The sequence below is a fragment of the Martinezella sp. CNPSo 3964 genome, assembly GCF_057784375.1.
The window spans coordinates 55,313-69,304 of sequence record NZ_JBXSOW010000010.1 but is presented as its reverse complement, the minus strand read 5'-3'; the positions used below and the strand labels follow the sequence as shown (position 1 = coordinate 69,304).

At 59.5% G+C, this 13,992-nt stretch carries 17 protein-coding genes; 8 read left to right on the top strand and 9 right to left on the bottom strand.

Annotated features, from left to right (window positions below; genetic code table 11):
* Positions 1–14: 14 nt before the first annotated feature.
* Together AC13Q5_RS26505 and AC13Q5_RS26500 are read left to right on the top strand one after the other, a co-directional pair.
* Positions 15–497 carry a MarR family winged helix-turn-helix transcriptional regulator gene (locus AC13Q5_RS26505; RefSeq protein ID WP_488503722.1) on the top strand — a complete coding sequence of 161 codons (483 nt, stop codon included), beginning with the start codon at positions 15–17 and terminating at the stop codon, positions 495–497.
* A 172-nt stretch (positions 498–669) separates the two neighbouring features.
* On the top strand, positions 670–1,632 hold the full coding sequence (locus AC13Q5_RS26500) for a S1C family serine protease (protein WP_488503721.1): 963 nt from the start codon (positions 670–672) through the stop codon (positions 1,630–1,632).
* A gap of 57 nt (positions 1,633–1,689) precedes the next feature.
* Here AC13Q5_RS26500 and AC13Q5_RS26495 read toward each other — a convergent pair whose 3' ends face one another.
* From AC13Q5_RS26495 to ltnD, 6 genes are all read right to left on the bottom strand, one after another.
* Positions 1,690–2,460: an SDR family oxidoreductase gene (locus AC13Q5_RS26495; RefSeq protein WP_488503720.1), complete on the bottom strand. Its 771-nt coding sequence runs from the start codon at positions 2,458–2,460 to the stop codon at positions 1,690–1,692.
* Positions 2,457–3,443, bottom strand: a complete 987-nt coding sequence (gene denD / locus AC13Q5_RS26490; protein WP_488503719.1) for a D-erythronate dehydrogenase — start codon at positions 3,441–3,443, stop codon at positions 2,457–2,459. Before denD ends, AC13Q5_RS26495 begins: the two co-directional genes overlap by 4 nt.
* A 99-nt stretch (positions 3,444–3,542) precedes the next feature.
* Positions 3,543–4,307: a hydroxypyruvate isomerase family protein gene (locus tag AC13Q5_RS26485; protein WP_488503718.1), complete on the bottom strand. Its 765-nt coding sequence runs from the start codon at positions 4,305–4,307 to the stop codon at positions 3,543–3,545.
* Between the two features lie 2 nt (positions 4,308–4,309).
* Positions 4,310–4,960, bottom strand: a complete 651-nt coding sequence (otnC, locus tag AC13Q5_RS26480; RefSeq protein ID WP_488503717.1) for a 3-oxo-tetronate 4-phosphate decarboxylase — start codon at positions 4,958–4,960, stop codon at positions 4,310–4,312.
* Positions 4,957–6,231: a 3-oxo-tetronate kinase gene (gene otnK / locus AC13Q5_RS26475; protein ID WP_488503716.1), complete on the bottom strand. Its 1,275-nt coding sequence runs from the start codon at positions 6,229–6,231 to the stop codon at positions 4,957–4,959. Before otnK ends, otnC begins: the two co-directional genes overlap by 4 nt.
* A 3-nt stretch (positions 6,232–6,234) precedes the next feature.
* A complete protein-coding gene (gene ltnD / locus AC13Q5_RS26470; protein WP_488503715.1) occupies positions 6,235–7,143 on the bottom strand; it encodes an L-threonate dehydrogenase in 909 nt (302 codons plus the stop codon).
* A gap of 167 nt (positions 7,144–7,310) precedes the next feature.
* Here ltnD and AC13Q5_RS26465 point away from each other — a divergent pair, with 167 nt between their 5' ends.
* The 4 genes from AC13Q5_RS26465 to AC13Q5_RS26450 all read left to right on the top strand — a co-directional run bounded on the left by AC13Q5_RS26465 (position 7,311) and on the right by AC13Q5_RS26450 (position 10,587).
* Complete coding sequence (locus tag AC13Q5_RS26465; RefSeq protein ID WP_075853180.1) at positions 7,311–8,333, top strand: LacI family DNA-binding transcriptional regulator; 1,023 nt, start codon at positions 7,311–7,313, stop codon at positions 8,331–8,333.
* 174 nt (positions 8,334–8,507) lie between these two features.
* Positions 8,508–8,921 carry a hypothetical protein gene (locus AC13Q5_RS26460; protein ID WP_488503714.1) on the top strand — a complete coding sequence of 138 codons (414 nt, stop codon included), beginning with the start codon at positions 8,508–8,510 and terminating at the stop codon, positions 8,919–8,921.
* Positions 8,922–9,222: 301 nt separating this feature from the next.
* The gene (locus AC13Q5_RS26455) at positions 9,223–10,047 is read left to right on the top strand and encodes a hypothetical protein (RefSeq protein WP_488503713.1); all 825 of its coding nucleotides are present in this window, start codon (positions 9,223–9,225) and stop codon (positions 10,045–10,047) included.
* Positions 10,048–10,164: 117 nt separating this feature from the next.
* Positions 10,165–10,587, top strand: coding sequence for a hypothetical protein (locus tag AC13Q5_RS26450; protein ID WP_488503712.1), 423 nt, complete (start codon positions 10,165–10,167; stop codon positions 10,585–10,587).
* Between the two features lie 3 nt (positions 10,588–10,590).
* Here AC13Q5_RS26450 and ftrA read toward each other — a convergent pair whose 3' ends face one another.
* Positions 10,591–11,619, bottom strand: a complete 1,029-nt coding sequence (gene ftrA / locus AC13Q5_RS26445; RefSeq protein ID WP_488503711.1) for a transcriptional regulator FtrA — start codon at positions 11,617–11,619, stop codon at positions 10,591–10,593.
* An 89-nt stretch (positions 11,620–11,708) separates the two neighbouring features.
* On the opposite strand from ftrA, the gene AC13Q5_RS26440 reads away from it, so the two are divergent.
* Entirely contained in the window at positions 11,709–12,323 is a 615-nt protein-coding gene (locus AC13Q5_RS26440) for a glutathione S-transferase (RefSeq protein ID WP_075853286.1), read from the top strand.
* A 135-nt stretch (positions 12,324–12,458) separates the two neighbouring features.
* The gene (locus AC13Q5_RS26435; protein ID WP_488503710.1) at positions 12,459–12,851 is read left to right on the top strand and encodes a hypothetical protein; all 393 of its coding nucleotides are present in this window, start codon (positions 12,459–12,461) and stop codon (positions 12,849–12,851) included.
* A 137-nt stretch (positions 12,852–12,988) separates the two neighbouring features.
* On the opposite strand, the gene AC13Q5_RS26430 is transcribed toward AC13Q5_RS26435, so the two are convergent.
* Positions 12,989–13,426, bottom strand: a complete 438-nt coding sequence (locus AC13Q5_RS26430) for a VOC family protein (RefSeq protein WP_488503709.1) — start codon at positions 13,424–13,426, stop codon at positions 12,989–12,991.
* Between the two features lie 195 nt (positions 13,427–13,621).
* The gene (locus AC13Q5_RS26425; protein WP_075853184.1) at positions 13,622–13,843 is read right to left on the bottom strand and encodes a hypothetical protein; all 222 of its coding nucleotides are present in this window, start codon (positions 13,841–13,843) and stop codon (positions 13,622–13,624) included.
* Positions 13,844–13,992: the final 149 nt, after the last annotated feature.

Below are 13,992 nucleotides of genomic sequence, written 5' to 3'. Positions count from 1 at the left end.
AAATGAATTATTCGATGATCGAACAAAAGTCAAATGAAGATGAGCAGCGCCTTGTCGAAGCCATCAGCCTTGCCTGCATGCGCTGGCAGGAGGCGACCGAGAGCTTCGACGAAACCTTTGGCAAGCTGCATGGGCTGAACAGCGCCGAGCGGCGCTGCCTCAGCGTGATCATGCGCGCGCCGCAACCTGCGAACGCCGTCGCCAAGGCCATCGGTCTTGCGCCTCCCTCGGTTACGGCGTTGATCGATCGTCTTTCGGCGCGCGACCTTCTCCACCGCGTGCCAGATCCGAACGACCGACGTCGTGTGCTGGTGGCGCCATCCGAGAAGGCGATCAGGCTGGGACGCGAAGCCTATGGTCCTATCGAAGAGGCCGGCGCGCAGATGCTCAAGCAGTTTTCCGAGGCGGAAAAGAAGGTGGTCCTGCGGTTCGTCACGCAAGCCATCGCGATGCAGGAACGGGAGCTCGAGCGGCTGTTGCAGCAGGAAAAGAGCTGATCTCAGTTGTCGGAAGGTGAGGCGAATGTGTGCGTTCGGTTGGCTCTTGAACTCGATAGGGCGACATCTCATTTGAATAGTCACCACTTCAATCTGTCGAACTGACAGCCTCCTGCTTCCCAACAGTTGCTGCCGGTCCTCGTAGCGACGCGCCTGCGTCGGAGGAGTTTTCATGGGCTTCATTGATCGCGACATCCAGCCGTCATCCGATGCTGGGCTGCTGGATGCCTATTCCCAATCGGTATCAGGTGCCGTTGATCTCGTCGGTCCGGCCGTCAGCCGGATCGAGCGTTTGGGCGGCCGCGCTGGCCACGGGTCCGGCTTTGCCATTTCGCCGGATGGCTTGGTCGTGACCAACAATCATGTCGTTGACGACGCAAAGGCCGTGCGCATCAAGACCCCTGAAGGGGCGACCGTCGAGGGACGGGTGCTCGGGCGCGACCCGGATACCGACCTCGCGCTCATCCGTGCCAATGACTGGCCCGGTAATTGGGCGAAACTTGGTGATTCCAAATCGCTGAAGCGCGGCCATATCGCGATTGCCATCGGCAATCCGCTCGGCTTCGAATGGACCGTCACGGCGGGCATCGTCTCGGCGCTTGGGCGCTCGATGCGCGCAGCAAGCGGTCGCTTGATGGAAGACATCATCCAGACGGATGCGGCCCTCAACCCCGGTAACTCCGGCGGTCCGCTGGTGTCATCTGCCGGCGAGGTGATCGGCGTCAATACCGCCGTCATCCAGGGTGCGCAGAGCATCGCATTCTCGGTTGCTTCAAACACGGCCAAGCATGTTGTGTCCGAGATCCTGCGCTTCGGCCATGTCCGGCGCGCCTATATCGGCATCGCCGCCGATACGGTCGAGCTGCATCGGCGCATCGCGCTCGAGGCTGGCGTTACGCATTCGACGGCCGTGCGTCTGCGTCGCGTCGAAAAGGATAGTCCAGCCGAAAAGGGCGGCTTGCAGGAGGGCGACTATCTGCTTGCCATCGACGGCCATGCGGTATCAGGCATAGACGATGTCGTCCGGCTGCTCGACGGTGACAAGATCGATACGGAGATCGAGATCTTGATCTTCAGCGTCGGCGGTCTGATCGAACGAAGGCAAGTCAAGCCTTCGGCGCGCCCGGCTATCTAACGAATAGCCCAAACCATAAAGACGGCAGCATCGTACGCACGATGCTGCCAATCTCTTTTACCCTCTGCCCACAAGCGGCATCTTTGTCGCCATGACGGTCATCGAGAGAACGTTGGCGTCGAGTGGCAAGGTTGCCATGTAGACGACAGCGCGTGCGACATGCTCTGCCGAGATCGTCGGCTCCGCCGCGGTCTCGCCATTTGCCTGCAGCACGCCGCCGCTCATCCGCGCCGTCATCTCGGTGGCCGCATTGCCGATATCGATCTGGCCGCAGGCGATATCGAAGGGACGGCCGTCGAGTGCTGTCGATTTCGTCAAACCGGTGATCGCGTGCTTCGTGGCCGTATAGGGTGCCGAATGCGGCCGCGGCGTCGTTGCCGATATCGAACCGTTGTTGATGATGCGGCCGCCTTGCGGCACCTGGGCTTTCATCAGGCGGAAGGCCTGCTGTGTGCACAGGAACGCGCCGGTCAGGTTTGCGCCGACAATGGCGTTCCATTGCTCGAAGCTCAGCTCTTCCATCGGCACGGCCGGCAGTCCCATGCCGGCATTGTTGACCAGAAGGTCGAGGCGGCCGTAGCGGTCTGCGATCGCATCGAAAAGGCTGCGAACTGACGCGGGGTCGCTGACATCGGCCGCAACCGCAAGAAATTCCGCCTCGGTTTCCTCGCAGAGCTCGCGGGCCGCCTTTTCGAGAACATCAGCCCGTCGCCCCGAGATGACGACCTTGAAACCTGCCGAGCCGAGCGCCTTGGCAATGGCCCGGCCGATACCCGTGCCGCCGCCGGTCACCAGCGCGATTGCGTTTTGCGATGACACTTCCGTCATGCAACTCTCCCTTCCAATTCGTCTTCGATGTGCGCCTGCAGGATCTCGTCAAAGCTTTGTTCGGCCTTGAAGCCGAGCGCGCTCGCGCGCTTCGCGTCGAATTGGGTCGCCCATCCCGAGACGATGCGTTCGATCACCGGATCGGGCTCGCGGCGGATAAGCGCAACCGCCTTGTCGCCGCCGACACGGCGCAGGGCATCGATCTCGTCGGAAACGAGCGCCGAAAGTCCGGGCATGGTGAGGTTGCGCCGCGGCCCGACCTTCGCGGTATCGAGCGTTGCGGCGTGCATGAAAAAGCCGACCGCTGCTCGTGGGCTTGCAAACCAGTGCCGCACCGTATCGCTGACAGGCAGGATGGCTGGTCTTCCGACAAGCGGCTCGCGCAGGATGTTCGAAAAGAAGCCGGAGGCCGCCTTGTTTGGAGCGCCGGGCCGAACGCAAATGGTCGGCAGTCGGATCCCGATGCCGTCGAAAATGCCGCGGCGCGAATAATCGGCAAGCAGGAGCTCGGCAATCGCCTTCTGGGTGCCGTAGCTCGTCAACGGTGCGGTCAGGAATTCGTCGTCGATGATATCGGGGAAGGGCGTGCCGAACACGGCGATGGAGGAGGCGAAGATGACGCGGGGGATATAGGCGGATTTCAGGCCCTGCTGGCGAATGGCTTCGAAGAGTGACCGCGTGCCGTCGAGATTGACCGTGTAGCCCTTGTCGAAGTCGGCCTCGGCCTCGCCGGAGACGATGGCGGCGAGATGGAAGATCATATCCGGGCGGTCTTCGATCAGCTTTTCCGCAACGCCTGATGTCGCAAGGTCGATCGTCAAAGCCTTGGATATGGATGCAAGCTCTTCCGGCACCGCCGGCTTGAAGGCATCGACCAGTGTGAGGCGGTCGATGGTCCGGCCGAGAATTTCCGGCTCGGCGGCAATACGGTTGATAAGCTTGCGGCCGACCATGCCCGCAGCGCCCAAAATCAAAACATGCATATCGGCGTTTCCTCCCAATAGGCTGATATCAGTGTTCGGGAGAATTCCCGAGTGAATGTCTGTGGTGGCACTCAGGCATCCGGGATGCCGGCCTTTGCTTCATTTGTACGCTTGCAGCCAGGCAAGCCCGGCATCCGTCGTGGTCGCCGGCCGATACTCCACGCCGATCGGCTTGTCATAGCCAAGCTTTTCCAGGAACTGCAGAATGTGACGGTAATCGATTTCTCCGTGATCAGGTTCGCGCCGGTCCGGAACGGCGGCAATCTGAATATGGCCGATTGCGGCTAGATGCGCCTGCAGCCTGTGTGTCAGGTCGCCCTGCATGATCTGGAGGTGATAGCAGTCGAACATCAGCTTGAGGTTATCGGCGCTGACCGCAGCTATGATGTCGAGCGCCTGATCCGCGGTCTGCAGGAAGTAACCCGGCGCGTCGCGGTGATTGAGCGGCTCGATCAGCACGGTCACCCCCACCTTGCCGGTGCGTTCGCAGGCATAGCGGAGATTGGCGATGAAGGTGGCCCGGGCCTCTTCGCCGCGGGCCTTGCCAGCCATCACATGCACGTTCGGTGTGCCGATGGCGGCTGCATAATCGATCGCCTGATCGATGAGGTCGCGGGCTTCTTCCTCTCGCCCTGAAATGGCGGCAAGACCATTGTCGCCAGCCGCGACATTGCCGCGGGCGGTGTTGAGGCCGAGCATGGGAAGGCCGGTTTCCTGCAATGCCTGACGCACGGTCTCAGCGGGCGTGTCATAGGGATAGTGGCATTCCACGGCGTCGAAGCCGGCGGCCTTGGCGGCGCGGATCGCGTCGGGGAGGGAAAGCTCCTGCCACAGGAAACCCAGATTGGCGGAAAAGCGCGTCATGTTCAGTCCCACTCCACGTCATAGGTACGAACGAGATCGGTGATTTGGGCATCCGACAGCAGCGAAGGATTGGCCCCGCGCGTCAGCATGGCAAGCTTTGCCGTCTCCTCCAGTTCTTCTATCGCATAAACAGCCGCTTCCAGATCCCTAGCGGAGACGACCGGTCCGTGTGCCGCCAGCATCACGGCGCTGCGCTTGCCGGCAAGGCCGCGGATGGCATCACCCATGGCCGGATCACCCGGCATGAAATAGGGCAGCAGCTTTACCTTGCCGAGTTTCATGATCGAATAGGCGGTCAGGGGTGGCAGCATGTTGTCGGCATCGACGTCAGGCAGGATCGAAAGCGCAACCGAATGGCTGGAATGAAGGTGGACGACGGCGCCTGTTTTTTTTGGCCGTGTCTCGTAGAAGGCAGCATGCAGCGGCATTTCCTTCGTCGGCTTGTCTCCGCCGATTAGGCGTCCTTCGCTGTCGAAAAGCGACAGGCGCGCGGGATCGAGGCGTCCGAAGGAGCTGCCCGTCGGGGTCACCAGCAGGCGCCCGTCGCTGAGACGCGCGGAGATATTCCCGGAGGAGCCAGCTGTCAGGCCGCGATCGTAGAGCGACTTGGCCATCATGCATATATGTTCGCGCAGTGCTGCTTCTTCGCTCATGCGGTCTCCAATCGGTCGAAAGCATCCGTGAAGAAGTCTTCGCCGCCAAAGTTTCCCGATTTCAGTGCAAGTGCGATCTGCCTTCCATCGACCGCCGCGAAGGTCCATGGGACACCGGGCGCAATTTCCGGGCCGATCGCCAGATGCGTGACGCCGAGCGCCTGCGTAATTGCGCCCGAAGTCTCGCCGCCGGCGACGACGAAGCGGCGTGTGCCGCAATCGAAGGCCTCGTGGGCGATCTCGGAAAGTGCGTCTTCGACCACTTGGCCAGCCTTATCCCGCCCCAATCGCTCCTGTGCCCGCCGCACCTCGTCGGGCTCGGCGGTGGCGTAAATCAGCTTCGGTGCATCGGGGGACTGTTGACGCAGCCACTCCAGCGCAGCGCCGGCGCCTTGCTGAGCCAGCACGATAGGATTGAGCCGCAAGCTGGCGACTTTGCCGGCATAATGGGCAACCTGCCGGCGCGTCATGGCGGAGCAACTGCCGGATAGGACGATCGAACCGCCGGCGACCTTTGGCAGTGCCTGGCGATGTTCGGAGAGGCTGGCGAGACCCTGCTTGATGTAGAATTGCGGAAGCTGGCCAGCAATCGCGCTGCCGCCCGTCAATAGCGTCATGTGGAAGGATGCTGCAGCAATCGTGCGGAGATCATCGTCGCAAACGGCATCGACGATCACATGCCGGATATCGTCGCCGTGGAGCTGTTCCAAGCGCGTCTTCAGCGCTGCCGCACCCTTCGAGACGACGTTGCGATTGGCAAGGCCGACCGCACTCGCCACCTGCGGCGTCAGAAGCCGCACAAGACTGGAATCGCGCATCGGCGTCAGCGGATGGTCCTTCATCGGACTCTCCGACAGAAGCTGCTCGCCGACAAAGAGATGACCCATGAAGACACTGCGTCCGTTTTCCGGAAAGGCCGGGCAATAGATCGTCTGGGCAGCACCCGTCTCGGCCATCAGCATCTCAGCGATAGGACCGATATTGCCTTCGGCGGTGCTGTCGAATGTCGAGCAGTATTTCCAGAAGAAGCGGCTCGCGCCGGCTTCCCTCAGCCATGCCAGCGCCCGATGTGCCTGTTTAACGGCGACCTCGACCGGCGAAGTCCGGCATTTCAAGGCGATGACCTCGAAGGCGGCTATCTCGCTCCGATCGCGCTTCTCCTGCGGAATGCCGATCCGCAGCGAAACGGGCAGTCCGCTGCGCGCCAGCAGTGCGGCAAGATCGGTCGCCCCGGTGAAGTCGTCGGCGATGCAGCCAAGCAGGAGCGCCATTGTCTAGTCCTTTACTCCGGGAAGGCTGGCGCCGCTCTTGGCGGCGAGGATTTTTGCGACGGCGGCGTCGTCTTCAAGGCCGAAACCTGCTTGCGATGCTTCCTCGAAGAGATCAAGGGCGGCGGCAGCGAGTGGGGTAACAGCACCGGCTTTGCCGGCCTCCGACGTCACGATGCCGAGATCCTTGACGAAGATATTGACCGCCGATCGCGGCGTATAGTCACCGGATACGATGTGCTCGCCGCGATTTTCGAACATCCAGGACGAGCCGGCCGATACGCAGATCACATCATAGAGCGTTTTCAGATCGATGCCGGCCTTGGCGGCAAGCGTCATGGCCTCGGCCGTTGCGGCGATGTGCACGCCGGCCAGCAGCTGATTGATCATCTTGACCTGCGAGCCGGCGCCGGGGCGATCCCCCAGCCGGAATACCTTGGCCGAGATGGCGTCGAGCACCGCTGACGCCTTATCGAAGGCCTCGGGTGTGCCGGATGCCATGACGGTGATCTCGCCTGAAAGCGCGCGGACATGGCCACCGGAGACAGGGGCGTCGATGACGAACATGCCGGCTGCCTCAAGCTTTTCGGCAATGGCTGTCGTCGCACTCGGTGCCATGGTGGCGCAGAGCAGGAATGTGGTCGAAGGACGAGCAGTTTCCAGCGCGCCGCTCTGCCCGAATAGGACATCTTCGACCTGCTTGCTGTTGACGACATAGACAAGGATCACGTCAGCGTCCTCAGCGGCAGATGCCGGCGTCGTGCAGGGCGTGCCGCCGCTCTCGGCAAGACGGGTGAGAACCTCGCTGCGGACATCGCAGCCGCGTACGACAAAGCCCGCCTTTAGAAGGGATAGGGCAGCGCCCCAACCCATGGATCCCAGGCCGATGACGGCGGTCTTCTTCGTGTTCAACACGCTGCTACCTCTGCAATTTTTGGCTATGTTACCGATACCGGTATCGATAACAAGCCTCAATTTTCCGGTAATTGTCAATAGGCGGATGTTTGCCTTTTCCAGGAAACATTCTATGAAGAGGAGCGGCATCGTGCCAGCCGCCATGGTTCATCGAGGGTTGCTTGGGGATGCGCAAACCCACTCTGGAAGAAGTCGCGATCGAAGCGGGCGTGAGCAAGATGACGGCGTCGCGTGCGCTTCGGGGCGTTGCCGATGTCTCCAGCGAGACGCGCGACAAGGTTCTCGCTGCGGCAACGCGGATGAACTATGTCGGCAACAGGCTGGCACTCTCGCTATCCTCGCAGCGCACAAACCTGGTTGCTGTCGTCGTCCCCAGCATGTCGAACATTGTCTTTCCGGAGGTGCTTGCCGGCATTTCCGCTGGGCTTGACGGCTCCGGCATGCAAGCCGTGTTCGGCATATCCGACTATGATGTCGCCAAGGAGCGCGAGATCATCCGCGACATGCTCTCCTGGCAACCCTGCGCCATCATCGTCACCGGGCTCGATCAGCCGGAAGAGACGGCGGATCTGCTCCGCCACGCCAATATTCCGGTCATCCAGCTCATGGATCTCGACGGCACGCCGATTGATTTCAATGTCGGTTTGTCCCATGGCGCGGCGGGAGAGGGTATGGCCGAAGCGTTGATTGCGGCTGGGCGAAGACGGTTCGGTTATGTCGGCAGCGCTCTGGCTCGGGATCTGCGTGCGGGCAAGCGCAAGGCTGGCTTCGAACGCGTCCTGCATGCCCATGGTCTGGGGTTTGCCGAACAGCAGATCGATGATGCATTTTCCTCGATCGCGCTTGGAAAACAGCTGACGACGACCATGCTCGCGGCGGTGCCGGATCTCGATTGCATCTATTACTCCAACGACGACATGGCGAGCGGCGGGCTGTTTGCCTGCATGGAGCTGGGCGTTGCAGTTCCAAAGAAGATCCTGATTGCCGGTTTCAACGGGCTGGATCTGGTCGGTTCGCTGCCTGCGCCGATCGCAACGTCCCGCTCGCCCAGGCGCGCTATCGGCGAGGTTGCGGCACAATTGGTGCGCCAAGCGGTCATGAGCAACCGCGATGCGATGCCGAAAACCATCGTGTTTACGCCGACAATCGCGGGAATTGACGGTTATGGAGCGGCTGGCAGCGCTTCCTGAGATCTCTTCATAATTTTTCTCTGCCGACGACGCGATGAAAGTCCAAGCCTTGCCAGCGCGCGATGGCGACCAATATCCCTTTCGTTGATTGCTTGAACTCGGAAACAGTGACGTGCTGTGACCGCCTCTTTCGCTCGGCACGATGTGCTCTTCTCAAGCAAAGGATCTTCGAAAATGCGATTCCTCCAGGCTGTGATTTTCGCTTTTGCCGCCAGTGCCATATCCGCAATTTCCTCGGGTGCATGGGCCGTTGGTTTCAAAGATATCGTCATTTCGACTAAGGAGGATTCGGATGCTGCTCAAAGCAGCTTTGCTCCCGATACGCCGAAGATTTTTGTGTCAGCCCATCTGACGAAGGACGTGCCGTCGGGGAGTGATGTTAACATCGCATGGGTTGCCGTCGACACCGGGGGAGCGGCGCCACCGAATTACAAGATCAACAGTGTCAATCTGCATATCGGTTCGCTGACCAACCATGTGAAATCCTCGATGACGAAACCGAACAATGGTTGGCCCGTCGGGAGCTATGAGATCGAGTTTTCCGTCAACGGCAAAGTGATGGAAACGACTGATTTCACCATCAAGTAAACCGCACATACAGCGACGGTCGGCAAGAGAATCTGCATCCGTTGTCCGACTGGCGGAAAAGGAAAAGTTCGCCGGAAGCGATCATGTTCAGATAAACGATCGCCGGGAATGACTTTGACGGCATTTCGGCTTCGGCCAGTTAGGCTCCGAGGTCTCCATGAGGGTGCCGGGCATTGCAAACCTAAGCTTGGCAATAAGATTTCCCGAAAAATTCACGGTTTGGAAACATTCGGAAAACGGTAAGGCAAAACGATCGGATAGACCGACCGAGAGTTTACCTTATTGGGGAGTCCGATTGCCGATGTTCCTTACCAATCCGTGGCGACGGGAAGAGTTGAGCCATATCGTTGTCACCACCTTCAATGAAAAGGGTTATCGCGAATACGGCAAGAAATGCATCGAGACCTTCCTCGCTTGCTGGCCAAAGGACGTCTCTCTGGTCGTCTATGCCGAGGATGTCGAAATCGAGGAGAAGGACCGCCGCCTTCTGGTATTCGATCATTGCAAGGCTTTGCCCCGGCTGCGCGATTTTCGCGAGGCCCACGGTGACAATCCACAGGCAAATGGATGGATTCCGTCACGCAATGGGCTGGTACGTGACTTCCGCTGGGATGCCGTGCGCTTTTCTAACAAGGTCTTTGCGGTTGCTGATGCCGTCAGACGCTATCACAACATGGTCGACCAGCTGATATGGCTCGATGCCGATACCGTGACCCACAGAGCCATTCCGAAAAGCTTTCTCGATAGGATAGCGCCGCGTGGAAATCAGCTTGCCACCTATCTGAACAGGAGGATTTATCCCGAATGCGGATGGGTTGGATACAATCTACGCCATCCCGCAACATTGACCTTTATCGACCGCTTCGAAGGTGCCTATTCCTCCGGCTATTTCCTGACCATGAAGGAAAGCCATGACAGCTTCGTCTTCTGGAAAGTGCTCCAGCAGATGGAGCGAGACAAGGAAGCCAGATTCAGGCGGCTCGGCTCGCGTCTGACGAAAACCCATGTCTTCATCAACAGCGTCTTGGGCGGTTATCTGGATCATCTGAAGGGCGACAGGAAGGCTGCCGGAAGGAGCCGCCGTCGGGATCTCAAATGGCATCGCCGCGAGCCATGGTGGCAATGATTTCCGACCATTTGTGGCAGTGAAAACTTCGCGCCTATGGGGTGGCGGCACAGACGATCAAGTTGTTTCCTGGCGTGCATGGTACTAATCTGAGTAGCATTGAAGGATTGGGAATTCATGCACGACGATTCGATCCTGCCGACAGAGATCGCTGTTTCACTTGGCCTGATATGCAATATAGGCGCTCCGCTTCTGGCCTTTTGGGTGGCGGGGAAATTGCCTCGGTTTCGCCTCTGGATTCATGGTGTCGCTTTCGTTGCTATCCTTGCCTCGCCGTTGACGGCGATGATCCTCGGCCTGCCTGATCTGCTCCCTGAAGAGGAAGAAAGCTCGGGCGCTCGCTTTGCATTTCTGCCTCTGATCGTCGAAGCAGCCATCATCGTGCTGCTCTATTGTCTGGCGGGCGCGATGCTTCTATCTCAATCCGTCCATTCGGCAATCACGGACTGGCACGGCGGAGGCAGGCTTTCGCGGACGGCCCCTCGCCGCGCGGTCGGGGCTGGCCTTACATCTCCAAAGGCTCCAAAACGCGATAGATGATGGCTATTGTTTAGTCGAGGACGCGGCTTCGTGCTCGCCACCGGCGCTGCGGAAACGCGATCGATAGGCTGTCGGTGACAATCCGACGCTTGCGCGAAAATGATGACGGAAGTTCGTGGCGCTTCCCAGGCCGACATGCATTGCAATGACCGAAACGGGAAGGCCTGTTTCTTCCAGAAGCTCGCGCGCTCGAGCCAGACGTTCGTTCTGAAGCCATTCTCCCGGTGCAATTCCCATCGCCTCGCGAATATGGCGATGCAGGCTTCGCACGCTTATGCAAGCTTCCTCCGCCATGCGCTGGACACTCCATTGTTGTGCGAGGTCTCCCCGGATCACATCCAGCAACGCAGATAGCCGCGTGGTACTACGTGCTGCGACCGGCCGCTCGATGAACTGCGTTTGGCCGCCTTCGCGATGGGCGGCGACGACAAGGCGCCGGGCCACGCTATTGGCAGCCTTGGCGCCAAAATCCTTGCGCACGACATGAATGCAAAGGTCGAGCCCGGCAGCACTGCCGGCCGATGTCAATATGTCGCCTTCATCGACATAGAGGGAATGCGGCTCGACATCGATGTCCGGATAGGCGGCGGCAAGCCTTCCGGCATGATGCCAGTGGGTCGTGGCGCGTCTACCGGACAACAGGCCGGTTTGAGCCAGCACGAAGGCGCCTCCGCAGATCGACACCAGCCTTGCGCCCTTGGCGTGAGCTTTCCGCAGCGCTTCTAGGAGCAGCTCGGGCACAACGGCGTCTGGTCCGCGCCACCCCGGTATGACGATCGTATCCGCCTGATCGAACAGCTCAAGGCCGCCGTCCGAATTGACGGTAAGGCCGCCGGCAGCTCGAATGAGCCCGGGTTCCACTACCGCGGTCATGCAGCGATACCAGCCCGAACCCATTTCCGGGCGCGACAATCCGAACACTTCGAAGGCGCATCCGAATTCGAACGTGCAAAGTTGGTCATAGGCGGCGATGATGACAAGCGGATTGGCGTTCTTTGGCATGATCCTTGCGGTAATGGCTTTTTCGGCCACTGGCAATGGCCATCCGCCCACGACTACTATTCCTCATCGGGTCACGGCGCGGTCCTTGCGCTTGCACGAAGAAAGAGATGGTGGTGGATATGAGACTGATCGGAATGCTGGATTCGCCTTTTGTCAGGCGCGTGGCGATATCGTTACGTGCGCTCGATATAGCATTTGTGCATGAGCCGCTTTCTGTCTTCAGCGCTTTCGACGCTTTTGCCGGCATCAATCCGGTCGTGAAGGCGCCGTCGCTCGTCACGGATGATGGAACCGTTTTGATGGATTCGAGCCTGATACTCGAGCATGCCGAACGCATTGCAGCGCCCGGACGCAGCCTCATACCCCTCGATCCGCAGGCTCATTCCCGGTCTCTGCGGATCATCGGTCTTGCATTGGCGGCGTGCGAGAAGACGGTTCAGATCGTCTATGAGCATAATCTGCGCCCCATGGAAAAGCAGCATCAGCCCTGGCTCGATCGGGTTCACGGTCAGCTTGCGGCGGCATATCGCTTGCTGGAGGCAGAGATGCCGCAGGCCGGTTCCTGGCTTTTTGGTACACGGCCGCTCCAGGCAGATATCACCAGTGCCGTCGCGCTTCGCTTCACCCGCGAGATGTTGCCTGATGTCCTCGATGTGAATGCCTGTCCGCGCCTTCATGTGCTCTCGGCTCGCGCTGAGGAGAGGGATGAGTTTCGCGCCTTTCCTTTCAGCTGAGGCATGTTGCGCAAAAGCGCTGCGATCTTGCCACAGAGCGGCGCTCAATCTGGCTCCGGCTGTGTTCAGGCAGAGTTCATGCGAATCGGCGTATCTCTATCCCCGTCTAAAAGACAGGAAATGGGGGTAAGGGAAATGCTTGAAGGTTTGGTACGGATTTCGCGTGTTGCCGTGGTCGGATTGGCCGCGTTGCAACTGATGACGTCTGTCGCTTCGGCGCAATATTACGGCGGCGATGACGGCGATGCACCGCCGCCGCCCTGGCAGCGCGACCAAGGTCGGGACTGGAGAGGTCCGCCGCGCGGCTGGGACCGTGATCGTGATCGTGATCGTGATCGTGACAGGGGCTGGGATCGTGATCGCGGCTGCGACAGACGCGATCTCATGCGCGCCGCGCGGGCGGAAGGCTTCCGTCGCATCGATTCGATCGACAGCAACGGCCGGCGCATCGTTGTCCGCGGCTGGAACGATGGCGGTCCAGACCGCATGGTCTTCGGCAATCGGCGCGGCTGCCCGGTTATCGACTGACGCTCAAAATAGAGCACAAGCGGAAGCCGAGTGTGGATCGGCCTCCGCCTACATCACGGCAGCGCATGCTTTCGACTGGCTGAAAGCTATGCGTTTGCCGCGACCTTCGAATTTTGCGATAGTTTTGTCGCGCGCTTTTAAGCGGCGGCGAATTTCTTCTTTGCAGCCGTGATGCTGCTGACTTGCTCAGATGTGGCGGATATTTTGGTGTCGGCGCTCTGCTGCTTGACCAGAAACTGCCAATATATGCCCCACGGATCTCTCACAAGGCCACGATCGTCTGGACGGCTTTTCCCTAGCGCATAACGCAAACGGTCCGCCTCGTCCTGTGACGCACACTCGACGGTGATGGAAGAACTATGCTCTGAGCGGTCGAATGGCCCTGCCTCGAAACCCATATAGGCGCGATTTCCAAGTGTGAAACCTGCAAACTTTACGCTGCCGGCTGGTCCATTGAGATTGTCGGTGAGAATATTTGAGACCCATCCTGCTGCCGAACCCGGGATAAGCGACGTGTAAAGTTCTATCGCTGTTTCCATGTCATGCTGAAACCAGAGATGTTGCCTGATCTTCATCGTGACCCGCTTTCTACAAATCTTGCCTAGATGGGGCAGGGCATGAAGGAAGCATGCTGACTGCTTGTCGAGTAAAATTCATGCCGCCGGTGAACCGCCTTCTTGTTGTTGTTAGCGGTGTCACCGACGGCATGCTGAAGAGCTGCTTCCAACCGTTCGTGCTCACCCCTGCGGAGCGCGGACGGACGCGGAATACTATTTCTCAGCAACTCTACCAGCGAGAGCCATCACATAGTCATCGGCAATATCGGCCAAGGTCAAAGCGACTTCCGGCTCGTTCCAACCTGCGGTAAGCGCCATTTGAACGAAGTCGCGGAAGGCCACTTCAAGAACCTCTTCGCGCTCGACCGCGCGGTATGAGTCATTGACGGGATGCTGAGGCTTGCTGATCTCTATTGTCTGGCGAGTAGATACCATTGCTGTTTTTCCCTAAGACTTGCTCCGGTGGACGCAGGGTACATTTACCAAACACCAGAGCTTTGGTGCCCAAACGACTATTATGCTTCTTTTTTAATGGGTTACGCACCATATGTCGTTAGCCGTACATCCTGAAACTTGCAGCAGCG